Source organism: Pseudomonas sp. FP2196 (assembly GCF_030687715.1).
GTDB lineage: Bacteria > Pseudomonadota > Gammaproteobacteria > Pseudomonadales > Pseudomonadaceae > Aquipseudomonas.
The window spans coordinates 1,732,459-1,755,810 of record NZ_CP117445.1 but is presented as its reverse complement, the minus strand read 5'-3'; the positions used below and the strand labels follow the sequence as shown (position 1 = coordinate 1,755,810).

Genomic DNA, 23,352 nt, shown 5'->3' with positions numbered 1-23,352 from the left:
GGCTTAGATCATTTCCTCGCCGCCCTTGCCACCGAGCACGATCTCGCCGGCTTCGGCCATGCGACGGGCGATGGTGAGGATTTCTTTCTGTGCAGTTTCCACGTCGCTGACCCGTACCGGGCCCTTGGCCTCGAGGTCGTCGCGCAACAGTTCGGCGGCACGTTTGGACATGTTCTTGAAGATCTTCTCTTTGACGCCTTCGTCCGAACCCTTGAGGGCCAGCACCAACACGTCGGAAGACACTTCGCGCAACAGTGCCTGAATACCGCGGTCGTCGACATCGGCCAGGTTGTTGAACACGAACATGAGGTCTTCGATCTGACCGGACAGGTCTTCGTCGACTTCGCGAATCGAGTCCATGAGCTGGCCTTCGATCGAGCTGTCGAGGAAGTTCATGATGTCCGCCGCACGCTTGATGCCACCCAAAGTGGTGCGCGAGGCATTCGAGTTGCCAGAGAACTGCTTCTCGAGAATCTGGTTGAGTTCCTTCAGTGCCGCTGGCTGCACGGTGTTCAACGACGAGACGCGCAGGATGATGTCCAGGCGCACCTTGTGGTCGAAGTTACCGAGCACTTCACCGGCCTGATCCGGGTCGAGGTATGCAACCACGATGGCCTGGATCTGCGGGTGTTCATAACGGATCACGTCGGCAACGGCGCGCGGCTCCATCCATTTCAGGCTGTCGAGGCCGCTGGTGTTGCCACCGAGCAGGATGCGGTCGATCAGGCCGTTGGCCTTGTCTTCACCCAACGCCTGGGTGAGCATTTTGCGCACGTAGTCGTCGGAACCGACGCCCAGGCTGGTCTGGTCGCCGACGATGTCGACGAACTCGCTCATGACCTGTTCGACCTGCTCGCGATGGACGTTACCCATCTGCGCCATGGCCACGCCTACACGCTGAACCTCTTTCGGCCCCATGTGGCGCAACACTTGCGCAGCATCGGTCGAGCCCAGGGACAGCAGCAGAATTGCGGCTTTATCAACCCGGGTCAGTTTGGCGACGGCGGCTCGGTTATCACTCATCTGCGTTAATCCACTCTTTCACGACCTGAGCCACACGACCCGGGTCTTCTGCCACCAGACTCTTGATTGCATTCAGTTGCGCGTCATAACCCTCGCTCGGGCTCGGCAACAGAATGCTCTGCGGACCACCGAGGCTCACGCGGTCGTTGGAAAGTTCGCCGTCCAGGCCGCCCATGCCACCGAGTTCCACGTCGCTGCCGAGACCGGCCAGCTCCTTGCCTTTGCCACCGCCGGTGATGTTGTTGAGCACCGGACGCAGCACACCAAACACCAGCACCAGGATGAACAACACACCCAGTACCTGTTTGACGATGTCCCAGAACCATGGCTGGGAGTAGAACGGAATATCGGCAATCACTTCACCGCGCTCGGCGGAGAACGGCATGTTGATCACGCTGACACTGTCACCACGGCTGGCATCGAAACCAACGGCGTCCTGCACCAGGCGAGTGAAGCGCGCCAATTCGTCGGCGGTCCACGGCGCGCGGGTAGTTTCACCATTAGCCGCGTTGACTTTGACCTGATCATCGACCACCACCGACACCGACAGACGATTCAGGCGACCCTGCTGCTGCTTGGTGTGGCTGATGGAACGATCAAGTTCGAAGTTCTTGGTGGATTGTTGACGCTTGTCTGCCGGGTACGGCGCGAGCATCGGCTGACCGGTGGCCGGGTCCATGATCTGCTGGCCGTTGGCGTCAACCAATGGCTGACCTGGCTGGATCATGCCGGCAGCGGCTTGAGCCCCCCCGGTGGTTTGCGGCGCCGAGGCTGGTGACGGTGGCTGATTGCTCAGGGCACCCGGCACACCTTGCGGGCCATTGCTGGCGGTACGTTGTTCGTTGACCGACTGCTCGCTGCGCAACGCCGGTTGATCCGGGTTGAACTGCTCGGCAGTGGACTCGACGGCACTGAAATCGACATCGGCCGAGACTTCAGCCTTGTAGCGATCGTTACCCAGTACCGGTTGCAGAATGTTGTGCACACGCTGGGTGAGCATGCTTTCCATGCGGCGGCTGTAATCGAACTGTTTGCCGGCCATGGTCATTTCGGAGTTTTCCGCCTGATCAGAGAGCAGGTTGCCCTTCTGGTCGACGACGGTGATCTGCGATTTGCTCAGTTCGGGAACGGAAGTCGCCACCAGGTTGATGATGGCAACTACTTGACCCGGCTCCAGCGAACGACCGGAGTACAACTCGACCAGCACCGAAGCGCTTGGCTTGCGTTCATCGCGCACGAACACCGAACTCTTCGGAATCGCCAGGTGCACACGGGCCCCCTTGACGTTGTTCAGGCTGGAAATGGTGCGTGCCAGTTCACCTTCGAGGCCGCGACGATAACGGGTCGCTTCCATGAACTGGCTGGTGCCCAGACCTTGTTCCTTGTCGAGGATTTCAAAACCGATGTTGCCATCGCTGGGAGTGACACCAGCGGCCGCGAGCTTGAGGCGCGCACGGGACAGGTCATCGGCCTTGACCAGCAAGGCGCCTGAGTTCGGTTCAACGGTGTAGGGAATGTCGGCGGAGGCCAGGGTATCCATGACCTGCTTGGCGTCCATGCCGGCCAGGCTGCCGTACAACGGACGGTAATCCGCCTGCTGCGACCACAGCACCACGGCAAAGCCAATCGCCACGCTCGCAGCCAGGCCGACCAACAGGCCCACCTGACGCAGCACGGTCATCTCGGAGAGGTTTTCCAGGAAGGACAGGCCGAACAGCGGCGGTTTGCCGTCTATCGGGGTGGCCTTGGCCGGAACGTTATCGGCGACTGCTTCTGCCATGACTCAATCTCGTCCTTATACCGGCATCTGCATGATGTCTTGATAAGCCTGAACCAGTTTGTTGCGCACCTGGGTCAGAGCCTGAAACGACACGCTGGCTTTCTGTGAGGAAATCATCACGTCCGTCAGATCGACGCCGCTCTTGCCCACTTCGAATGCATTGGCCAACTGAGTCGACGCCTGCTGGGTATCGCTGACTTTATTGATCGCCTGACCGAGCATGTCGGAAAAGCTGCTGCCCGCCAGTTCAGGGACAGCGGCAGTCGATTTCGGCGCAGACATGGCATCCATTTGCATGGCCTTCATGTCCATCATCAACCGATTAAATTCAATACCTTGGCTCATGGTCTACTCTCTTGGGCGGCCCGCAATTTTTTGACACTCACTCGGCGGGTACACAGGTATTAGCAACAAGGGTGCCAGCTCATGGGCAGCCTTTTCAGAAAAGCGTTTTCAAGCATTGCACCGGCAATCAGGTGGCGAACAAATAGCCTTCGACGTCCATGCCCGCATCGCGCATTTGCGCCAGCTTGTAACGCAGGGTGCGCGGGCTGATTCCGAGTTTTTCAGCCGCTTCCTTGCGTCGGCCACGCTCGCTGCGCAGGGTGTCGATGATCATCTGGAACTCCCGGCGGCGCAGGTCGTCGCCCAATGCGCCGGCCGAATCAGCGTCGATTTCCACCTCACGATTCACCGCAGGCGTCGGCGACTTGACTGGCAATGCAGCGAACGTCACGCAGCCCGCCAGACAGAAATCCTGCGGCTGGATCAAGCCGCCCTGCTGCAAAATCAGCGCACGCTGAATCGCGTTATCCAGTTCACGCACATTGCCCGGCCATGGGTAACTCGTCAGGCATGCCTGCGCCTCTGGCGACAGTTTCGCCGCAGCATGCTTCATTTTATTGACGTGCTTGGCCAGCAACCTTTCGGCCAGCGGCAGGATATCGGCAGTCCGCTCGCGAAGTGGACGCCATGCCAGCGGAAAAACTGACAGACGGTAAAAAAGATCTTCACGAAAGCGACCCGCTGCCACTTCGCCGGCGAGATCGCGGTTGGTGGTCGCGACCACTCGGATATCCAGGGTGATCGGCTTGCGCGCGCCGACCCGCTCGACTTCGCGCTCCTGCAGCACACGCAGCAGTTTGGCTTGCAGGCCAAGGGGCATTTCGGAAATTTCGTCGAGCAGGATGGTGCCGCCGTCGGCCTGTTCGAACTTGCCGGCCTGCGCCGCAATGGCGCCAGTGAAGGAGCCCTTTTCGTGGCCGAACAGCGTCGCCTCGAGCATGTTGTCCGGGATCGCGGCACAGTTGATCGCGATAAACGGCTGATTGGCACGATGGGATTGCTGGTGGATATAGCGCGCCAGCACTTCTTTGCCGGTACCGGACTCCCCAGAGATCAGCACGGTGGAATCACTGCGTGCGACCCGCGCCGCCAGCTCAAGCAATTGAGCACTGGCCGGCTCGACCGCAATCGGGCCTTCGGCGTCACTCGCACCCAGACTGCCGAGAGCATGTCGAGACACCAGATCGAGCAGCGCCTTGGGCTCGAACGGTTTGACCAGATAGTCCGCCGCTCCCTGGCGCATCGCATCGACGGCACGCTCGACGGCGCCATGCGCAGTCATCAGCAACACTGGCAACTGCGGCTGCCGGGCACGAAGCAGCGCAAGCAATTGGTGACCATCCATACCCGGCATATTGACGTCGCTGACCACCAGACTGAACGCTTCGCGCGCTACCGCCGTCAACGCCTCTTCGGCGCTGCCGACCGCGTGATAATCGTGGCCCGCCAACAGCAGCGTATCGGCCAGCGCTTCACGCAACGAACGGTCATCCTCGACCAGCAAAACCTTGATGCCCATGTCTTTCACTCTGCTCCCTGTGCAGCGGAAAACAGCGGCAGGATCACCTGCGCGCACGTACCGCGCCCGACTCGCGAACGCAGTAGCAATTCTCCCTGATGCGCACGAGCAACAGCCTTGACCACGGTCAGGCCCAGCCCCGTGCCGGTAACTTTAGTGGTAAAAAATGGCTCGCCGAGTCGCGCCAGCACCGCCGGCTCAATCCCGCTACCGGTATCGCTGACGCACAAACGCAGGGTGTTATCGCGGGTGTAGCAATGCACTTTCAGGCGCACATCGCCGGCGCTGGCCTGAATGGCGTTTTCGATCAGGTTCAAAAGTGCGCCGACCAGCGTGTCACGATTGCACAGCAACTCGCCGACATGACTGTCGCACTGCCAGCGGATGGGCAAATCCTGTACATGGGTCAATGCGGCCGCTTGCAGCGACTGCATCAAGGCGTTAGGCGTGAGGCGGTCGGTCAGTGGCAATTCACCACGGGCAAAAACCAACATGTCGCGCACCTGATGCTCCAACTCATGCAGGCGCTCCTTGAGGCGGCCAGCGAACCGCTGCTGGGTGGCGACCGGCAGTTCCTGCTCAGTCAAATGGCTGGCGTAGAGCAACGCGGCGGATAACGGCGTGCGGATCTGATGAGCCAGCGAGGCGACCATCCGCCCCAACGAAGACAGGCGTTCGTGGCGCGCCAGTTGATCCTGTAGATGACGGGTTTCGGTCAGGTCGTTGAGCAGCACCAATTGCCCCGGCTCGGCATCCAGCGAGCGGGTGGCAATCGACAGACGCCGACCGTTTTTCAGAGAGATTTCGTGACCGTCGTCTTCACGCGGGGCGAAGCAGCGAGCGATGACATGGCGCCACAGCTCACCCTCAAGTGGCAAACCGAGCAACTCGATGGCCGCCGGGTTGGCTTCGACCACAATGCCGTGACCATCGATCACGATGACGCCACCGGGCAACAGATCAAGGAGGTTTTGCAGACGGTTGGCCAGACGCTCTTTTTCCGCCAGTTCCTGCATGCGCTGAGCACTGACCACCGCCAGCTCACCCTTGAGCTCGGTCACCCGCGCTTCAAGCATGCTGTAGGAGTCAGTCAACTGACTGGACATCTGGCTGAACAGCGCGAATGCCTGCTCAAGACCCTGTCGGCTGACCTGCTCTACGGAGGACGGCTGCCCCTCGGGACTGGAGACAGAAGACATTTGGGCGACTTGGGGCATTGTGCTTTCTCGCTTGGCTGACCGTCAGTTAAACGGAACGTTGCGAGGGATGTAGCAATACCCGTGCCTAAAAAAAACTGCTTATAAATGAGGAGGTTGAAAAACAGGCGTCAATCATCCGCCTGTTCATCACCATCGCGCCGGCTCATGCCGTACTTGCGCATCTTCTCCACCAGCGTGGTACGGCGAATGCGCAAGCGCTCGGCCGCACGCGCCACGATGCCATTGGCATCGTCCAGCGCCTGCTGAATCAGGCCCTGCTCCAGACCACCGAGGTAGTCCTTGAGATCCAGGCCTTCAGGCGGAAGCATGGCGTTGGCGGTGAAGTCCGGCGTATGGCCGTTGATTGCCACGCGCTCTTCCAGATCACTGCGCAGGCTGTCGACCAACTGCTCGTCTTCATCGTCGACGTAGCGGAATTTCTTCGGCAGCTCGACCACGCCGATCACCCCGTACGGATGCATGATCGCCATGCGCTCCACCAGGTTGGCCAGTTCGCGGACGTTGCCCGGCCAGCCGTGACGGCACAGCGACATGATTGCAGCCGAGTTGAAACGGATCGAACCGCGCTTTTCGTGTTCCATGCGCGAGATCAGTTCGTTCATCAGCAGCGGGATGTCTTCGACGCGCTCACGCAGCGGCGCCATCTCGATCGGGAAAACGTTCAGGCGATAGTAAAGGTCTTCGCGGAAAGTGCCGATCTCGATCATGCTTTCGAGATTCTTGTGAGTCGCAGCGATGATGCGCACGTCGACACTTTGGGTCTTGTTGCTGCCCACACGCTCAAAGGTACGTTCTTGCAGCACGCGCAGCAGCTTGACCTGCATCGGCAGCGGCATGTCGCCGATTTCGTCGAGGAACAACGTACCGCCGTTGGCCAGTTCGAAACGCCCGGCACGGCTGGTGATCGCGCCAGTGAAGGCGCCTTTCTCGTGACCGAACAGCTCGCTCTCGAGCAGCTCTGCCGGGATCGCCCCGCAGTTCACGGGCACGAACGGCGCGTCGCGGCGCTTGGAGTGGTAATGCAGGTTGCGCGCAACCACTTCCTTGCCGGTGCCGGACTCGCCGAGGATCAGCACGCTGGCGTCTGTGTCGGCCACTTGCTGCATCATCTGGCGCACGTGCTGGATCGCCCGGCTGGTGCCGACGAGGCTGCGGAACAGGTTGGGTTCACGATGACGGCCGCGCTCACGGGCCTGGTCATACATCTCGCGATACACCTGGGCACGGTGCAAGGAGTCGAGCAATTTGCTGTAGCTGGGTGGCATTTCGAGGGTCGAAAGCACTCGGCGACGCTGGTCTTCAGGCAAGTCAACGGAAGAATTATCGCCCATCAGCAAAACCGGAAGGAACTCATCCCAGGTTGAGAGTGTCTTTAACAAGCCCAAAAGCGCACCAGGAGCATTGACCGTCCCGATCAGTACGCAAATGACCTCACGACTAGACGACAAAGAGCCGACTGCCTGCTGCCAGTCATGGCTTCCGCAGGGTAAATTTTCTTCGCCGAGAAAATTTAAGATCACCGCCAGGTCGCGGCGGCGGACGCTATCGTCATCGATCAGCAGAATTTTGGTTTCACGCCACATGCAATAGCAACTTCCCTAGTCAACTCAATGCCCGAAAAATGGGGCAAGCGAGACGCTTGCAGGACACCATGTGCCTGTAGACGCCTGAAATCTGAAATCAGCCACTAGTTAAGTCAAAAAACCGTGCACAGTCAAATTTATGGCGCACATATCTGGATTAACTGGAGGTTAATTAACCAAACAGATGGTAAACCTTTGCCGCGTTCTGCGCTTGGGTGATCTGCGACATCTCGTTGGCTATCGCCTGCCGCTCACCCGTCGCCGCCTCGAGCAGCTGTTTGTAAACCCCGAGCAACTCCTCAAGGTTATCGCGCAACGCGGCCTCGTCCACCGAAGCTTCACTCAAGACGTCTTCCATGCAGGAACGGCAAGCCAGATCCAGCTCGCCAATAGCTTCCCAGTTGCGCTCGGCCAGAGCACCGACCAGAGCCTCGCGGGTTTCTTCGATTCGCTGCAATACAAGACTCATGGTGATCTCCTTAAAACTGTGGAGCCGGCGTGCCGATGGCATCCCAGCCGTCCTTGACCGTGCGCAGCAGGTCAGCGACTTCGTCGAGGATCTTTGGATCGGTCTTGGCGTTGGCTTCGGTCAGACGCTTCATCATGTATTCATAGAGGTTGGCCAACTCGCCAACCTGCTCCGACCGGTTATCCAGATCAAGCCCTTCAAGCAGACCACCGATGATGCCGATGGCTTTGCCGATCAGGATGCCCTTGTTCGGGATGTCCTTGCGCTCCATGGCACCTTTGGCCTGGGCAATACGATCCAGACCACCTTCCATCAGCATCTGTACCAGACGGTGCGGACTGGCTTCGGAAGTCTGCGCCTGAGCGCCAATCTTCTGGTATTGGCGAAGGGCTAACATCGGATTCATGTTCTACCTCATCAAATTTCTATGGGACGCATATCAAGGGTATCGACGATGCGTCAAAAAACTTTAGATTGAAATACAAAAAGCCCGGAGCGTAGAAAAACGCTGCCGGGCTTTTGGCGTTTCAGGCCTTAGCCTTTCTGTTGAGCGGTCAACGCCTCGAACATCGAAGTGATGTTGCTGGCGGTGGCCTTCAGCTTGCCGACAAGGGTGTCCATGTCGTTGTACTTTTTGGTCAGTACAGCGGTCAGGGTTTCGATACGACGATCGAGCGCAGCCTGATCATTGGTCAGTTTAGTCTTGGTCTTGTTCAGACTGGTGGTGCGCTGATCCAGAATCCCGCCAGTAGTGGAGAACGGCGTAATCGCTTTTTGCATGCGCTTGAGCAAACCGTTGTCAGAACCCAGCTCGCCAACGAACATCTTCTGGACTTCGCCACCCAGCTTCTTGTCATTCATGGCAGCGGTGAACTTGGTGCTGTCAAAAGTGAGCGCGCCGGTTTTCTGATCGGTGGTAATGCCCAGTTGCGCCAGAACGGTCAGCTTGTCGCCCGAACCGGTTTGCGACAGGGGCTCGCGGATGGCTGACAGGATCGAGCGCGGCAACGCATCGCCAGTCAGCGCCGCCGCAACGGTCGGTTTGCCATCATCGTCCAGGGAAGGCTTGGTCAGCGCAGTGATGCCGTTGGCCAGAGCATTGTAGGCATCAACGAACTTCTGAATGGAAGCCTTCAAGCCATCGTTGTTGCTGGCGACGGTGACCGTGGAGGTACCAGTCGCTACCAGATTCAAGGTCAGGCCGGAAACAGCCTTGTCGACGGTATTGCTCTTGCTGGTCAGGGCCATGCCATCGATGGTGAATTCGGCATCGATCGCCAGAGCACCAATGGAACCCGCGGAAGTCGCCGTCATCGGCGAGCCGCTGGTGCCAATCACGGTACTGCCATCGATGGCCAGTTCGGAAATTCCGCTGACGGAAATGTCGGAACCCGCACCCGTGGTAGTCGAACCCAGCACCAGACGCGAACCAAAGGAGTCAGTGACGATGTTGGCACTGATGCCTGCACTCTTGAGCTTGTCGTCACCGTTGATCGAGTCGCGCACCGATTGCAGTGTCGCCCCAGCCTTGATGTCGAGGTTGTATGTGCCGGTACCCTGCTTGATGGTCAGCGTGCCAGCCGTAATCGGACTGGTATTACCACCTGCAAACGCGGCACTGGCAACCTTCGAGGAGGTGGCCAGCTTGCCGACGGTCACAACGTAGTTACCATTGACCGCCGTGTTGCCGGCAGTGGCGCCGAGGATCTTTGGATCAGAAGAGGTCGCAGCAAAACCCGGAAACTGCGGATTGGAAAGACTGCCCAGGTCCGTCAAGGTCTGGGTGAAAGCCGTCATCAACGACTTCAAGGTACCGATACCGGAAATGCTCGCGGTGTTGGTCGCAGTCCCACGGTCGATCTGACCTTGCTTGGCCGCTTTGTCAGCGTTTACCAGAGCTTTGACGATAGCACCGGTATCAAGGCCGGAGCCTAAACCCGTGCCCGGTAGAATTGGACTTGCCATGTGGAACTCCCTTCAGTGTGTCGCCGGTCTTTTGACCACTACAACGCCCAAAAGAACATAGCAACAAAATTCGTGCCAGCTGTCAGACTTTAGCGCTGAACAACAGGCTGCTTGCATCATTCAAACTGTTTGCCAGTTTCAGCACTTCTTCGTTGGGGATCTGACGGATCACCTCACCGGATTCGCTGGCAATCACTTTGACCACTACTTTGCCTGAAGGCTCATCGATCGAGAACTCCAGATTGCGCTTGACCGACTGCACAAACTTTTCGATTTCCTGAACGGCCATCTTCAGTTTTTGCTGCTCGGTCTGATCGCTTTTGCTTTCATCCTTGACGATAGCTACCGGGGCAACCACCGGGCGAGGCTTTTCCGCAGGCTTGTCGGCAACAGTCGTCGCCTGCTTGGCCGCAGGATAAGACAAGTTCAGCTTGGCGCTCATATCCATGTCCATCACCTCTTAAAAAAGTAAAAAGCGAGAGAGCGCGACAAGCGCACTCCCCCGCCAAAACTCATCAGCTATTACTGAAGCAGTTTCAGTACAGCGGATGGCAGTTGGTTGGCCTGAGCCAGAACTGCGGTCGAAGCTTGTTGCAGAGTTTGTTGCTTGGTCAGCTGTGCAGTTTCAGCAGCGAAGTCGGTATCTTGTACGCGACCCAGTGCAGCACTGGCGTTTTCGTTGATGTTCTGCAGGTTGGAGATAGTGCTGGTCAGACGGTTCTGAGCAGCACCGAGGTCCGCACGGCTGGTGTTGATGGTTTTCAGTGCAGCGTCGATTGCGTCGATTGCAGCTTTGGTGCTTGCTTCAGCAGTGGTGCTGTCGGTACCGGTAACAGCGATGGTAGCCGAACCAACGCTCAGAGTTGCAGCGTCGAAGCCGCTGTTCAGAGTGATGGTGATCTGGTTGGTAGCGCCAGTGTTGGAACCAACCTGGAAGGTCATGGTGCCAGCAGTACCGTCGATCAGGTTTTTGCCGTTCAGGTTGGTCGACTTGGCGATACGAGTCAGCTCGTCCGACATGGTCGCGAATTCTTTGTTCAGAGCAGCACGGTCGTCGGTGCCGTTCGAGTCGTTTCGTGCTTGAACAGCCAGTTCACGCATACGCTGCAGAATGTTGGTCGATTCTTGCATCGCGCCTTCAGCGGTCTGAGCGATCGAGATACCGTCGTTGGCGTTTTTGATCGCCATGGTCTGACCACGGATCTGCGAAGTCATACGGGTAGCGATTTGCAGGCCGGCGGCGTCGTCTTTAGCGCTGTTGATTTTCAGGCCGGAAGACAGGCGAGTCATCGAAGTCGACAGAGCGTCGGAAGCACGGTTCAGGTTTTTCTGAACGTTCAACGATGTGACGTTAGTGTTTACTGTTAAAGCCATGACGAATTCCTCGTTGGTTGGGTACTGCGGCTTCCGGCCCTGGCAACCGCCGGGTATGGCCTAGAGAACCTTCGTAATAGTTATCGTCGGGATTGGAACTTGCTTTAGGGGATTTTCGAAAAAATTTGCCATCAGACGGCCACCCCTCGTAAATCAAGGACTTGGCGGCCGTCGGCAAACGAAAAAATGGCGTCAGGAATACGCCGGAAGCTCAAGATCGGGAGCCAGAACCGACGAGTGGGGAGAAATTGTCTAAACGGACAGGCTGTCCGTGATCAGTTGAGTCAATTCGTATTCGAGGTAGTCCGCCAGTGCCAGCCAGTTTTGCGCCTCCTGACATTCCAGCATCAGACTGAGAACCTGCAGCCATTGGTGTTGATTATCCGCATCCGCTTGATCGAAGGATGGTTGCAGCGCAGCGGCCAGATCAATCATCGCCAACCCTGCCTCAACGTCACGCCCCAGCCGGAACAACGTCGCACACCGCTGTGCCTGCTCGACAAACATTGCACTCATAGCGCCAACTCCGGATGAAAGGCGGTCCCGGCAATGATCGCCCCGGCCCGACTGCTGTTGTAAAAGCGCACCTGGGGATGCCCGGCGATAAAGCGCTCCAGTTCGCACAGATAGCTACGGAAGTTGAGTTGAGTCTTGATGCGTTGGCCGTGGCCATCGAGCACCCAGTGTTTCGCCGCACCGAGTTGTGGCCCCAGTTCACCGTCACTCCAGCCGGCATGGGTCTTGTCGCCCGGGAAGGCAAAGTCGGCACCGAACAGGGTGATTTCCCCGGCACCCATTTTCACCGCCAGATCCACTGCCGGATGGATCACACTGCCGCCCCCATGCAATTCACCTCTGGGGAATTGCTGGCGCAATGCCTGATAGATCGGGCTAGGTGAATAGGCTACATAGCGCGGGCCTTGCCAGGCACTCAACACTGACGGATCGACCATGGGCATATACACCAGACGAATGGCGCTCGTGCCGGCCGGCGGCAAGTGGCGCTCGGTAATGCGCTGATCTATCGTAACCACGATGTCGGGGCGAATCCCCTGTTCCAGCAACGGTCTATACGCGGTGTCGACACAGATAAACAGTGGTCGTGGCTGTTGCTCGCGGATCGCCCGCAAACGCTGGAAGTGCAGTTCCAGGCTCGGCCCCGTCGCAATCACAAACACCGGCATGCCCGCGCACGTGCCAAACAGCTCGGCGACATCCTCATCGACGTGCATCAGCGTCTGACTGGCATGTAAGCGTTCAACAATGTGCGCGGCGTGCGGATCGAACTCGCGATTGTTGAACGCAAGGTGCGTCTCGCTGATCAGTCGGTCGCGGATTTTCGCATTGTAGTCGTCTGCCAGCACCAGCTCGGACGGCATGGCAAAGAACGGCAGGCAGATTTCTTCGCGATCACCGGCGTAGTGCAACTGGACGCGTGAATCGCCGAGCCACGGTGTTTGATCAAGCAGTTGCAGCACCAGAAAAAACACGGCGCCATTGAGAATGTGCACGTGCAATTGCGCGAGTGACGGACGCAGCAGCAACTGGTGTTGCAGATCGCCCAACCCGGCACCGTAGACATGCATGACCGGGCTGTCGGCTGCCAGGCTTGCGGCCTGCACTTGCGCTTCACGCATACGGTCATGCCGACTGGTCAACTGAATGCCATTGATGCTCAAGGTCGATCCCAGTCCTTCCACCAGATCGGCCTGCAACGAGCTCGAGTCTTCACTCAACAGACGCGCAGCCACAGCTGGCCAGCGATTTTCGATGATCTGGGTGTTGGATTGAAAAAACTCGCTCATGGCGCCTCGTGAAAATTCGGGCAAAAAAATAGCGCTCAAGGTTACACCTTGAGCGCTTTTTTGTGCCGCGCTTTATTGTTCAGGGACGGTAGATAATCGCCGAACCCCAGGACAAACCAACGCCAAAGCCACTGATCGCGACGCGACTCCAGTCAGAATCGAGCACGTGTTTTTCCAGCAGCAACGGAACACTCGACGACACGGTATTGCCGGTCTCGACCATGTCCTTGATGAACTTCTCCGGCTCGCCTTCGAAGCGCCGCGCCACGGCATCGACAATCGCCGCACTGCCCTGGTGAATGCAGAACGCATCGATGTCGTCAGCCTTGAGGCCGGAATCATCGAGCAACTCATGCAGATGCGCCGGGACTTTGAGCAGCGCGAAGTTGAACACCTGACGACCGTTCATGAAGAACACACCATTGCTGACCTTAAGGTGCGGAGCGCCGGAACCATCAGTGCCGAATTTGGCTTTACCCAACGCCCAGGTCGGATCTTCCCCCATCCAGGTGGCGGTGGCGGCATCGCCGAAGAGCATGGTGGTGTTGCGATCTTCCGGGTCGACGATCTTCGAATAAGGGTCAGCGGTGATCAGCAAGCCGTTCTTCAGGCCTGCGGCTTCCATGAAGCCCTTGATCGCATAGATGCCGTAGACGTAACCGGAGCAGCCCAAGGAAATATCGAACGCCGCGACATTGGTCGGCAGACCGAGTTTGTCCTGCACGATCGCGGCAGTGTGCGGCAGGCCTTCCTCGTCACCGTTCTGAGTGACGACGATCAGCGCGTCGATCGACTCACGTTTCAACTCAGGGTTGTTGGCAAACAGCGCATTGGCCGCTTCCACGCACAGATCGGAGGTTTCTTGTTCAGCGTCTTTGCGCGGCAGGAAAGCCGAGCCGATCTTGCCAAGGATGAATTCTTCATCCTTCTCGAATTTTGCACCTTGTGCGTAATTGTCCACGCCGGCTACAGGAACGTAGCTCGCAATGCTTTTTATGCCAATCATTACGGCTTCCCAATAAAAAACAGCCCAAAACCACCGCTCGCAAGGATTCGAGGGGCGCCGACAAACAGAAAATGGCTGCCACAACGGGCAACCAAGGGGGAACGCAAAGGGCTATCACTGGAACCAATAAAGGGCCAGGCGCCATCTCCCCGATCAATACAATACAGTGAAGATGCGCGTTATGACTCGCAGGTCACGCTATTTTGCCGAATCGGTTGTAGATCGGGTTATTCGACCAACGACCAATCCAGCGGCGTACCGCGTTTGATCGGGGCGCGAGCGTGGCGTCCGAGAACCGCCTCGGTGTGCTTGGGCGACAGACCGAGACCGGGGCGAATGGCACGCAGATTGGCAGTGCTGAACGGCTCACCGGCGGCCATGTCAGCGGTGACGTAAAGCGAGCGGCGGTAGACCAGCGACTTGCGCTCGGCCTCGGTGGGACCGTATTGCACCTGGCCCATGGCTTGCCAGGCGCGCTCGGTCTCGAGCACCAGACTGGCCATTTCCGCAGGTTCGAGCGAGAAACTGGCGTCCACCCCCCCCGCCGAACGGTCGAGGGTGAAGTGTTTTTCCACCACCGTCGCACCGAGCGCCACGGCCGCCACCGACACGCCGACACCCATCGAATGGTCAGACAGCCCGACCTCGCAACCAAACAGCTCACGCAGATGCGGGATCGTGCGTACGTTGCTGTTAAGCGGTGTCGCCGGATAAGTGCTGGTGCACTTGAGCAACACCAGATCCTTGCAGCCGGCCTCGCGGGCAGCGCGCACGGTTTCATCCAGCTCTGCGATGCTGGCCATGCCAGTGGAAATGATCAGCGGCTTGCCGGTAGCAGCGACACGGCGGATCAGCGGCAAATCGGTGTTTTCGAAACTGGCAATCTTGTAGGCCGGCACATCCAGGCTTTCGAGAAAATCCACGGCGGTGTCATCGAACGGTGTCGAGAACGCGAGCATCCCCAGCTCTTTCGCGCGGGCAAAGATCGGCGCATGCCACTCCCACGGCGTATGAGCCTTTTCATACAAATCGTAGAGAGAGGTGCCCGCCCACAGACTGCCCGGATCCTTGATGAAGAACTCGCCTTCGGCCAGATCCAGGGTCATGGTTTCGGCCGTGTAGGTTTGCAGCTTCAACGCGTGCGCACCGGCCTTGGCTGCCGCCTCGACAATTTGCAGGGCAACGTCCAGCGACTGGTTATGGTTACCGCTCATCTCGGCAATGATGAACGGTGGCGCGTCGGCACCAATCAGACGATTGCCAATCTTGAAACTGCTCATGTGCGGCGATCCTTCAAAACACGGGTGAACACGCAGGCACTTTGGGTGAACCCGGCGTCGCGAAAAACATTCAATGAAGCTTGATTGGCCGGCAACACTTGAGCGGTGATTGCGCTCATTTGCGGCCAATGCGCAGCGGCGAACGCTTCGCCCCGCGCCAGCAGTGCACCGCCCCAGCCCAGGCCAAAGCGCCCTTGCAGCAGATACAGCGAGACCTCCGCGTCAAAGCCATGCAAGTCATAGCGCAGAACGCCAACCGGGCCGTCATCGGCTTCAGCGATCAACAACAGCCGCTGAGGATTGCGCAGGCTCGCACTGAGCCAGTCCAGGTGCTGCTTGTATTCGATAACGCCAGCATCCAGTGACCAGCGGCGCACCGCCTCGGCATTACGCCCGTCCAACAGCAACTGCGCGTCGTCCAGTATCGCCGGGCGCACTTTAAGCACCGCGCCAGCCAATGCCGCCGCCACCCGCAGCGCGCCTCGCCCATCGACCAATTGTCGCGAACGCTCGGCCAGGCTTTGGCGCAGATAGACATTGTTGACGACCAAGCCGATTGCCTGACGCAGTTGCTCGACGCTGACCTGCTCACGGGCGCCCATGAATACATGCGCGCCCGCTGCCGCCATGACTTCGCCGTTGGCCTGCTGGTTGTTCGACACGGCAATGCAGATCGTTGGCAACCCCAAAGCGGCGCGCTCCCAACTGGTGCCACCGCCGGCGCCGATAAACAGATCAGCCTCGGTCATGCGTTGATGGAAATCGCTGACAAAACTGTGCAATCGCCAATTCGGCCGCGTCTCGGCCAAGGCCTGCATCTGCGCCCATGCCGGATTATCGGCACCGGCGACGAAATCCACTTCCAACTCGGGAAAATCCGCCAGCGCCAGCATCGCGTGATGAGTCTGCATCGCCGCGTCGAAACCGCCGAAATTCACCAATACCCGCCGAGCCTTGGACTTGACCTCGATGGCTGGGCAAATGAACTCCTCGCGCAGCATGGCAAAGCGCGGACCGAGCAATGTGCGACAACCGTCAGGCAACAGCGGCGCATAATTCTCACTGAGGCCGGACAAATTCTGATTGAGCAGCAGGTCAACGCTGTAGCGCCGAGTGGCCAGATCATCCACCGCTGCAATCCGTGACGCCCAACGCCGGGCCGCCGTTTGCCAGTGATGATCGAGGCCATAGTGGTCGGCAATGATCCAGTCGAACCCTTCATGGCCGTCGAGCGATACATCCAGTGCCTCAATGTCCGCCTGCCACGGCAGCATCGATTCGATCGCCTGCTGCGGATCTTCTTCGGCATAGCGTTCGGGTAATGCGAACGTCTCGAAACCTTCTGCCTGCAACGCATCAAGCCGATGCCCTGGCAAGCGCCGACAGGCAAATGCGACGTGACTGCCCTGCTTGCGCAACACCCGGGCCAGCGTCAGGCAACGGGCAATGTGGCCGCTGCCGATGGTCGGCGACGCGTCCGCACGGATCAACACTCTCATGAAAGCTCTCCGCCAGCCTTGAGCGCGGCGTACAGATATTCGGCGCGTTTCCAGTCCTCTGGCGTATCGATGTCCTGCACCAGATGCCGCGGCAGAATCACCGGCAGACTGGCCGGCGAAAACAGCACGTCACCGCGCAACCACGCCTCGCTGCGTCCCCAGTAGAACTGGCCAGCGTCCTGGAACGCTTCGGGCAGATCCTGCGAGCGGGTGTTGCGAAACTCCGGGGACAACGCCGTCAGCGCACCCTGCCCGTCCAGGGTCAGCGCGCGCTGGATCGGGAAACCGAAACCGGTGACGGAGAAGGCAAAGGATTTGTCCGCATGCTGCTCCAGTAATTCAAAGCCCTGACGCAGATACCGCGCCTGCAACAGCGGCGCGGTCGCATACACGCAACAGGCGTAATCGAAGTACGGCAACTGCTGCAATGCATGCACGATTACTGCGGCGGTACCGGTGAAATCGTCGGCAAGTTCGGCCGGACGCAAGAACGGCACGTCAGCGCCATGCGCCCGCGCCACTTGGGCAATCTCTTCGTCGTCCGTACTGACCACCACCCGCTCGAACAATCCCGAGTCCAGCGCCGTGCGGATCGAACGGACGATCATCGGCACGCCATCAAACGGCGCAAGATTCTTGCGCGGGATGCGTTTGCTGCCCCCGCGGGCCGGGATGATTGCAACGTTGCTCAAGGGCGTTTTTCCAGAAGGAACCAGGTGACGTCGTCAGCAGGAAATTGCCGGTCACGGTGATACACGAAGCCGTAATCCAGAAGGTGCAGATCAGCGTAGCGATCGAGCATTTCACCGGCGAAATCGCGTTTGAACAGTTTGCCGCTGTTGCCGCGATAGGACACTTCCACCGGCGCCGGATTGTAGTACTCCGCGATCAGGATATAGCGCTGGCTGAGCTCATACAGCTGCGCGTAGGCCTTCGGCAACAGTTCCGGGGCAAGATGAATCAACACGCCTTTGCTCAGCGTCAGATCGTAGGAGCGTTCGTAGGGAAAGTCGAACAGCGAACCGTGCCAGATCTTTGCGATGTCCAGTGCTCTGGCCTGTGCACAGGCATTGGCGTTGATCTCGACGCCGGACAACTCGCATTGCGGCAACAGTTGATGCAATGCCTGCAAGTTGTTCCCGACATTGGTACCGAGTTCCAACAGGCTGTCGATCCGCCCCGTTCTTGCCAGCGCCTTGGCAAACAACGCCAGATTGGCCGCCACCAGCGATTGCCCGACGTTGCGCGCAACGTACTCGTTGCCGAAGTCACCCTGCCAGAATTGTTCCTGTTCACTCAGATTGCGCATTGCCATTTCCCATCCACCGCCACAGCGGTGTTCACTCAGTCAACCGTCGCAATTGCTCGACCACATAGTCCTGCTGCTGATCGCTCAGCAAAGGAAACAGCGGCAGGCTGATCGCTTCGGCGTAATAGCGCTCGGCTTCGGGGAAGTCTCCCTCGGCGAAACCCAGGTCGCGATAGTACGGCTGCAAATGCAGTGGAATATAGTGCAGATTCACCCCGACTCCGGCCGCGCGCAAGCCTTCGAAGACCTGGCGGTGGCTGAGATTGATCCGATCGGTCTGCAAGCGGATCACATACAGATGCCAGGCGGATTCAGCGAGCGGTTGGGCGCTCGGCAAGGTCACAGGCAAATATGTCAGCAAATTCGCGTAACGTGCCGCCAGCTCGCGTCGACGGGCGATGAAACCGTCCAGTTTGTTCAGTTGCGACAAACCGAGCGCGGCTTGCAAGTCGGTGATCCGATAATTGAAGCCCAGTTCCACTTGCTGGTAATACCACGGGCCGTGGCTGGCTTCAGTCATCTGCTGCGGATCGCGGGTCATGCCGTGGCTGCGCAGGCGTTGCAAGCGCTCGGCCAGTTCCGGGCGATTGGTCAAGACCATGCCGCCCTCGGCACTGGTGATGATCTTCACCGGGTGGAAGCTGAACACGGTCATCGCGGCGAATTCGCCGCACCCGACCGGCCGCCCCGCATAGGACGCACCGACCGCATGAGAGGCGTCTTCGATCACCGTGAAGTTGTAGCGCTCGGCCAGTTGGGCAATTCTGCGCATATCGCAGCTCTGCCCGGAAAACGCCACCGCTACAAGCACTTTGGGCAGTGCACCATCGCGCTCGGCAGCGTCGAGCTTGCCGGCCAGGACTTCAGCATCGAGGTTCCAGGTCAGCGGATCGATATCGACAAAATCAACGTCGGCGCCGCAGTAACGACCGCAGTTGGCCGACGCCAGAAAGGTGTTCGGCGTCGTCCACAGGCGGTCGCCCGGGCCAAGTCCGGCCGCCAGACAGGCAATGTGCAGCGCTGCGGTGGCGTTGCACACCGCAACCGCATAATTCGCCTGACAACGTTCGGCCATCGCCTGCTCGAAACGCTCGATGGTCGGCCCCTGGGTCAGCCAATCCGACTGCAATACCTCGACCACCGCATCGATGTCAGCCTGATCGAGGCTCTGGCGGCCGTAGGGAATCATGCCGAGAGCTTCGCGTGCAGGTCGGCGATCTGTCCCACCGAGAGGAACTGCGGGTTGGTGTCGGAGCGGTATTCGAAGTCCTCACTCACCGGCTGACCGCGCTCGCCGAGCTTGTCCACGGCAAAATCGACATCGACGCTGGTGAAGCGAATCGATGGCTGGATGGTGTAGTGATCCTCGAATTCAAGGGTCATCCGCGCATCGTCCAGCGGCACCATCAGCTCATGGAGTTTTTCTCCCGGACGGATGCCGACGTTTTTATGTGGCAGATGCTCGGCCATGCCCCGGGCCAGATCGACAACGCGGATCGACGGGATCTTCGGCACAAACACTTCACCGCCGTGCATGCGTGCAAAGCTGTCGAGCACGAACTGCACACCGTGATCGAGGGTGATCCAGAAACGCGTCATGCGCTCGTCGGTGATCGGCAGCTCGGTGGCTCCGTCGGCGATCAGCTTGCTGAAGAACGGCACCACCGAACCTCGGGAACCGGCGACGTTGCCATAACGCACCACGGCAAAACGGGTTTGCTGCTCGCCAGCAATGTTATTGGCGGCGACAAACAGTTTGTCCGACAGCAACTTGGTCGCGCCGTACAGGTTGATCGGGCTGGCAGCCTTGTCGGTGGACAGCGCGACAACTTTCTTCACGCCGTTATCGATGGCGGCGGCGATGATGTTTTCAGCGCCGTTGACGTTGGTACGAATGCACTCGGTCGGGTTGTATTCCGCTGCCGGCACTTGTTTGAGCGCGGCGGCGTGAACCACGTAATCGATGCCGCGCATGGCCTGACGCAAACGATCGGCGTCGCGCACATCGCCAAGAAAATAGCGCATGCACGGCGCGTTGAACGTCTGCTGCATTTCGTACTGCTTGAGCTCATCGCGGGAGAACACCACCACGCGCTTGGGTTGGTATTGCTCCAACAGGCGACGAATGAAATTACGCCCGAACGAGCCAGTGCCGCCGGAGATGAAAATCGATTTACCGTTGAACATGTCTAGAGTCCTGTTTCCTGTGCACAAGGCGTCAGGCGAGCAACTGCGCCCAGTTAACACTGGACGCTGCGCCGAGAGTAAAGCCCTTGCCGGTCAGGGAAAGGTTCTGGTTGTAAGCCGTGTCTTGAGCGAAGCGAGCCTGCCACTTGTCACGTAGCGCGGCAGCCAGTTGCGGCGCTTCGGGGAGCACGCCCGGATGCTGTATTTGCGCTTGTGGGCACCAGACCGTCAGGTAACCGGCATCGGCTGCTTTCAGACACAGATCAATGTCGGCGAACGCCGTGTCGAAATGTTCTACATCCAGACCACCGAGTGCTTCGAACAGTGCTTTGCGAATCATCAGACAGGCGCCGGACACCGCCGAATAGTTCTGTTCGACCTGATGGCCGAACAGGTAGCCCGGAGCGTCTTTTTTCTCACCGACGTACGCCGCGCCAAGCAGATCGTTGAGCCCCAGAATCAAGCCACCCTGAGTGGTGACGCCACGTGCATCCTGCAATTTCGCTCCGACGATCCCGACTTCGGGCCGTTGCGCCTGATTGAGCAGTGCATCAAGCCAGTTGGCATTGACCACTTCGGCGTGCGCGGAAAACAGCACCAGGTATTCACCTTTGGCTTCAGCGCCTGCGAGGTTGTACAACGCCGATTCGCTCAACCGCTCGCTGCTGCGCAGCACCCGAACTCGCTCACCCTTGCCCTCCAGATTGCCCAGCCATTCAGCCAGTTCCGCAGACTGGCTATGGTTGTCGACAATGAGGATTTCGTGGCGCTGATAGCGGGTTCGTTGCAGCAGGCTGACCAGCGCCGACTGCAACGCTTCGAGGTTGTCCTCACTACGCAGAATGATCGACACCAGCGGCCGTTCGCTGTGCTGATAGTCGATTTGCCAGGTTCGGGGCAACGTCGAACCCACTTGGCCGCGGTATCCGCGCTTGGCTAGATGACGTGTCAGGGTCTGACGCTCATGAGCGTTTTCTTCAGCAGGCGGTGCGTCGCAGATCAGCAACGGCTCCGCCAGATGAGCAAGGCCAGCCAGCCCGCCGTCTTCGATCAAGCGCAGCAAAAGGTCGAACTCCAGCGCATCGCTGTACTCGGCGGCGAAGCCTTTGGCCTGAACCAACACATCGCGCTGGAACAACCAGTGTCGCGCCATCATCGACGGCACGGTTTGCAGCAGGTCGAAGTTGACCCCCGGACGGAACACATCCGCCAGCGCACCGCCCGGCTGGCGCTGGATTTCATCCATCGCCACGGCGCGCACACCTTCGGCCCCCAGTAGCTCAAGGCTTGCACGCAGCAGACCGCTGGCAGTGAACTGGACCCCCGCCTCGGCGAGCATGATCCAGTCGCTACCGAGCTGAGGCAGCAGTTGATTGATCCGCTCGACGTAGTTGGTCGTGGTCACTTTGACGAAATGCACGGTATCGCGCACGGTCGTGGTCGCTGGCAACTCCCCGGTGGTGAGTACAACCAGTTTGAACGCCTTGCAATGGCCGCCAACCAGGCTGTCGAAGGTCGTCTGCAGCTTGACCATGTCGGCGTCCAGATCCAGCAGGAGAATGCCCATTTGCGGACCGCCGGCATGGCTGGTCAGGTGCCGGGTGATTGCTGGCAGTTGCGCAGGCTCGGGATCGCGCGCTTCGAGCCATTGCAGCAGCCGCCCGGTCGGCATGTTTTCGAAAAGCTTGCGCTCCTGTTGCCCCGGTACCGAATTCAAACGCTCCAGCCAGGCTTGTAGCTTCACCCCTTCTTCAGGCTCTTCACTGGCAAGCATGGACTCGGCCAGGCGTTCGACTACCTCGCGATTGAACATGTTCAGTGTCAGCGCTTCCCATAGACGCGCACGAATCGTCCGTTCATCGTCATTGGGATGAACACGCATCAATTCGTGCTGACGCAGCAACACACCTTCCAGCTCCTGCAATTGCAAGCGCCCGGCAGGCATGGCGTGCAGCAGGAATTCGTACTCGGTCAACAAGTCGAAAACCGGCTTGTTGTAGAACGGCATCTCGACAAATTGCTCAGGCGCGAATGAGCGCACCGGCTCCTGACCCGGTTCAATCCACGCCGAGCGGAAAATCGCTGCACCGGACAGCGAACGCCCCTTGAGCAGGCAGTCAGCCATTTCGGCAAAACTGTTCAGGGCAATCTGCTTGATCGCGGCCGGATCCTGACCACTGAAAGCGGTAGGGATCGACGCCAGAAACTCGGCAAAACGCTCGCGCTCGGCTACGGTTTTCGCGTCTTGCCAACTCAGGACCGTCAACACGTTGGTGTTGTGATCAGAGCTGCCGTAGTTGGCTTCGCGCACCGCAAAAGCAATCGGCAGAACCCGCGCCTTGGCGCACGCCAACAGATAAAACGTGTGACCGATTTCCTGCCATTCGAAACTGGTGCCCGCTGGCAGCAAGCTATACCACTGCTTCAGCAGATCGGTTCGGGTCACCGCATAGAACGGCGGCAGGAACTGCCCCATGAATTCCATGACACGGGTTTCCGGCTGTGCCGAGTCATAGTCTTCCTGAACAAGCTTGTCGCGACGGTAATAGGTCACTTCGCTGGCACGGGTCAGGTACATGAACCCGTAGCCGTGGCACAGGCCGTAGTCAGGATTGGCCTGGAGGAAATCCACCGAGGCCGTCAGTGCGTCATGGATCAGGAAATCATCGTCGGCCGCAAACACCATGTACGGCGTAGTCACCTGCTGCACGCCCCAACTGAGCTTTTCCTGCAGGCCTTTGTAGGAGTACTGCGGCAAATGACGATAGTCCACCGACGGAAAATCGACAGCGATGCGATCATCGCCCTGCACTGTCGAATCCAGCACCAGCACCTTGGCCGCGTAGCTGCTGTAGTACTGCAATGTACGACGCAGAAACGCATTGCGGTTGTGGGTGATCACCACCACCGTGAACAGCTCGTTCAGCGGTGTCGTGTTGGTTTGAGTGCTGCTTTGAACCTGCATTTTTCCTATCCCCACAACCGGCC

Annotated in this window: 21 protein-coding genes; all 21 read right to left on the bottom strand. The window is 58.9% G+C overall.

The genetic code is table 11. The features are described from left to right. Window positions 1-3: 3 nt before the first annotated feature. The 21 genes from fliG to PSH79_RS07815 all read right to left on the bottom strand — a co-directional run bounded on the left by fliG (window position 4) and on the right by PSH79_RS07815 (window position 23,329). On the bottom strand, window positions 4-1,023 hold the full coding sequence (fliG, locus tag PSH79_RS07915; protein WP_095191139.1) for a flagellar motor switch protein FliG: 1,020 nt from the start codon (window positions 1,021-1,023) through the stop codon (window positions 4-6). Further along, the gene (gene fliF / locus PSH79_RS07910) at window positions 1,016-2,803 is read right to left on the bottom strand and encodes a flagellar basal-body MS-ring/collar protein FliF (RefSeq protein WP_305442051.1); all 1,788 of its coding nucleotides are present in this window, start codon (window positions 2,801-2,803) and stop codon (window positions 1,016-1,018) included. Before fliF ends, fliG begins: the two co-directional genes overlap by 8 nt. A 15-nt stretch (window positions 2,804-2,818) precedes the next feature. Next, entirely contained in the window at window positions 2,819-3,148 is a 330-nt protein-coding gene (gene fliE, locus PSH79_RS07905; protein WP_166222438.1) for a flagellar hook-basal body complex protein FliE, read from the bottom strand. Between the two features lie 127 nt (window positions 3,149-3,275). Next, window positions 3,276-4,667, bottom strand: a complete 1,392-nt coding sequence (locus tag PSH79_RS07900) for a sigma-54 dependent transcriptional regulator (RefSeq protein WP_305442049.1) — start codon at window positions 4,665-4,667, stop codon at window positions 3,276-3,278. 5 nt (window positions 4,668-4,672) lie between these two features. Beyond that, window positions 4,673-5,866, bottom strand: a complete 1,194-nt coding sequence (locus PSH79_RS07895) for a PAS domain-containing sensor histidine kinase (RefSeq protein ID WP_370872653.1) — start codon at window positions 5,864-5,866, stop codon at window positions 4,673-4,675. A 128-nt stretch (window positions 5,867-5,994) separates the two neighbouring features. After that, entirely contained in the window at window positions 5,995-7,470 is a 1,476-nt protein-coding gene (locus tag PSH79_RS07890) for a sigma-54 dependent transcriptional regulator (RefSeq protein WP_187677375.1), read from the bottom strand. Window positions 7,471-7,642: 172 nt separating this feature from the next. Continuing rightward, the gene (locus PSH79_RS07885) at window positions 7,643-7,939 is read right to left on the bottom strand and encodes a flagellar protein FliT (RefSeq protein ID WP_305442044.1); all 297 of its coding nucleotides are present in this window, start codon (window positions 7,937-7,939) and stop codon (window positions 7,643-7,645) included. A gap of 10 nt (window positions 7,940-7,949) precedes the next feature. Next, window positions 7,950-8,345 (bottom strand): flagellar export chaperone FliS, encoded by a 396-nt coding sequence (gene fliS, locus PSH79_RS07880; protein WP_187677373.1) that lies wholly within the window; start codon window positions 8,343-8,345, stop codon window positions 7,950-7,952. 128 nt (window positions 8,346-8,473) lie between these two features. Next, window positions 8,474-9,904, bottom strand: a complete 1,431-nt coding sequence (gene fliD, locus PSH79_RS07875) for a flagellar filament capping protein FliD (protein ID WP_305442042.1) — start codon at window positions 9,902-9,904, stop codon at window positions 8,474-8,476. Between the two features lie 82 nt (window positions 9,905-9,986). Then, entirely contained in the window at window positions 9,987-10,352 is a 366-nt protein-coding gene (locus PSH79_RS07870; protein WP_305442041.1) for a flagellar protein FlaG, read from the bottom strand. 74 nt (window positions 10,353-10,426) lie between these two features. Beyond that, window positions 10,427-11,278, bottom strand: coding sequence for a flagellin domain-containing protein (locus PSH79_RS07865; protein ID WP_305442039.1), 852 nt, complete (start codon window positions 11,276-11,278; stop codon window positions 10,427-10,429). Window positions 11,279-11,530: 252 nt separating this feature from the next. Then, a complete protein-coding gene (locus PSH79_RS07860; protein WP_305442037.1) occupies window positions 11,531-11,794 on the bottom strand; it encodes a hypothetical protein in 264 nt (87 codons plus the stop codon). Beyond that, window positions 11,791-13,083 carry a motility associated factor glycosyltransferase family protein gene (locus tag PSH79_RS07855; RefSeq protein WP_305442035.1) on the bottom strand — a complete coding sequence of 431 codons (1,293 nt, stop codon included), beginning with the start codon at window positions 13,081-13,083 and terminating at the stop codon, window positions 11,791-11,793. Before PSH79_RS07855 ends, PSH79_RS07860 begins: the two co-directional genes overlap by 4 nt. Window positions 13,084-13,162: 79 nt before the next feature. Next, window positions 13,163-14,089, bottom strand: a complete 927-nt coding sequence (locus PSH79_RS07850; protein WP_305442034.1) for a ketoacyl-ACP synthase III — start codon at window positions 14,087-14,089, stop codon at window positions 13,163-13,165. A gap of 227 nt (window positions 14,090-14,316) precedes the next feature. Further along, entirely contained in the window at window positions 14,317-15,369 is a 1,053-nt protein-coding gene (gene pseI / locus PSH79_RS07845) for a pseudaminic acid synthase (RefSeq protein ID WP_305442032.1), read from the bottom strand. After that, entirely contained in the window at window positions 15,366-16,868 is a 1,503-nt protein-coding gene (gene pseG, locus PSH79_RS07840; protein WP_305442030.1) for a UDP-2,4-diacetamido-2,4,6-trideoxy-beta-L-altropyranose hydrolase, read from the bottom strand. The genes pseI and pseG overlap by 4 nt, the downstream gene beginning before the upstream one ends. Further along, window positions 16,865-17,560, bottom strand: coding sequence for a pseudaminic acid cytidylyltransferase (gene pseF, locus PSH79_RS07835; protein ID WP_305442029.1), 696 nt, complete (start codon window positions 17,558-17,560; stop codon window positions 16,865-16,867). Before pseF ends, pseG begins: the two co-directional genes overlap by 4 nt. Then, window positions 17,557-18,177: a pseudaminic acid biosynthesis-associated methylase gene (locus PSH79_RS07830; RefSeq protein WP_305442028.1), complete on the bottom strand. Its 621-nt coding sequence runs from the start codon at window positions 18,175-18,177 to the stop codon at window positions 17,557-17,559. Before PSH79_RS07830 ends, pseF begins: the two co-directional genes overlap by 4 nt. A gap of 31 nt (window positions 18,178-18,208) precedes the next feature. Next, window positions 18,209-19,366 (bottom strand): UDP-4-amino-4,6-dideoxy-N-acetyl-beta-L-altrosamine transaminase, encoded by a 1,158-nt coding sequence (gene pseC / locus PSH79_RS07825; protein ID WP_305442026.1) that lies wholly within the window; start codon window positions 19,364-19,366, stop codon window positions 18,209-18,211. After that, the gene (gene pseB, locus PSH79_RS07820; RefSeq protein WP_305442024.1) at window positions 19,363-20,364 is read right to left on the bottom strand and encodes a UDP-N-acetylglucosamine 4,6-dehydratase (inverting); all 1,002 of its coding nucleotides are present in this window, start codon (window positions 20,362-20,364) and stop codon (window positions 19,363-19,365) included. The genes pseC and pseB overlap by 4 nt, the downstream gene beginning before the upstream one ends. A 31-nt stretch (window positions 20,365-20,395) precedes the next feature. Then, window positions 20,396-23,329: a TIGR00180 family glycosyltransferase gene (locus PSH79_RS07815; RefSeq protein ID WP_305442022.1), complete on the bottom strand. Its 2,934-nt coding sequence runs from the start codon at window positions 23,327-23,329 to the stop codon at window positions 20,396-20,398. Between the last annotated feature and the right edge of the window lie 23 nt (window positions 23,330-23,352).

Bases quoted from the DNA above. Each gene is read 5' to 3' on its own strand.
- fliF (WP_305442051.1), bottom strand. From the start codon at position 2,803: ATGGCAGAAGCAGTCGCCGATAACGTTCCGGCCAAGGCCACCCCGATA.
- fliE (WP_166222438.1), bottom strand. From the start codon at position 3,148: ATGAGCCAAGGTATTGAATTTAATCGGTTGATGATGGACATGAAGGCC.
- pseC (WP_305442026.1), bottom strand. From the start codon at position 19,366: ATGATTCCCTACGGCCGCCAGAGCCTCGATCAGGCTGACATCGATGCG.
- PSH79_RS07860 (WP_305442037.1), bottom strand. From the start codon at position 11,794: ATGAGTGCAATGTTTGTCGAGCAGGCACAGCGGTGTGCGACGTTGTTC.
- PSH79_RS07815 (WP_305442022.1), bottom strand. From the start codon at position 23,329: ATGCAGGTTCAAAGCAGCACTCAAACCAACACGACACCGCTGAACGAG.
- pseI (WP_305442032.1), bottom strand. From the start codon at position 15,369: ATGAGCAGTTTCAAGATTGGCAATCGTCTGATTGGTGCCGACGCGCCA.
- pseG (WP_305442030.1), bottom strand. From the start codon at position 16,868: ATGAGAGTGTTGATCCGTGCGGACGCGTCGCCGACCATCGGCAGCGGC.
- PSH79_RS07890 (WP_187677375.1), bottom strand. From the start codon at position 7,470: ATGTGGCGTGAAACCAAAATTCTGCTGATCGATGACGATAGCGTCCGC.
- PSH79_RS07865 (WP_305442039.1), bottom strand. From the start codon at position 11,278: ATGGCTTTAACAGTAAACACTAACGTCACATCGTTGAACGTTCAGAAA.
- PSH79_RS07830 (WP_305442028.1), bottom strand. From the start codon at position 18,177: ATGCGCAATCTGAGTGAACAGGAACAATTCTGGCAGGGTGACTTCGGC.
- pseB (WP_305442024.1), bottom strand. From the start codon at position 20,364: ATGTTCAACGGTAAATCGATTTTCATCTCCGGCGGCACTGGCTCGTTC.
- PSH79_RS07900 (WP_305442049.1), bottom strand. From the start codon at position 4,667: ATGGGCATCAAGGTTTTGCTGGTCGAGGATGACCGTTCGTTGCGTGAA.
- PSH79_RS07850 (WP_305442034.1), bottom strand. From the start codon at position 14,089: ATGATTGGCATAAAAAGCATTGCGAGCTACGTTCCTGTAGCCGGCGTG.
- PSH79_RS07855 (WP_305442035.1), bottom strand. From the start codon at position 13,083: ATGAGCGAGTTTTTTCAATCCAACACCCAGATCATCGAAAATCGCTGG.
- PSH79_RS07895 (WP_370872653.1), bottom strand. From the start codon at position 5,866: ATGTCTTCTGTCTCCAGTCCCGAGGGGCAGCCGTCCTCCGTAGAGCAG.
- fliS (WP_187677373.1), bottom strand. From the start codon at position 8,345: ATGAATCCGATGTTAGCCCTTCGCCAATACCAGAAGATTGGCGCTCAG.
- fliG (WP_095191139.1), bottom strand. From the start codon at position 1,023: ATGAGTGATAACCGAGCCGCCGTCGCCAAACTGACCCGGGTTGATAAA.
- PSH79_RS07885 (WP_305442044.1), bottom strand. From the start codon at position 7,939: ATGAGTCTTGTATTGCAGCGAATCGAAGAAACCCGCGAGGCTCTGGTC.
- fliD (WP_305442042.1), bottom strand. From the start codon at position 9,904: ATGGCAAGTCCAATTCTACCGGGCACGGGTTTAGGCTCCGGCCTTGAT.
- PSH79_RS07870 (WP_305442041.1), bottom strand. From the start codon at position 10,352: ATGGATATGAGCGCCAAGCTGAACTTGTCTTATCCTGCGGCCAAGCAG.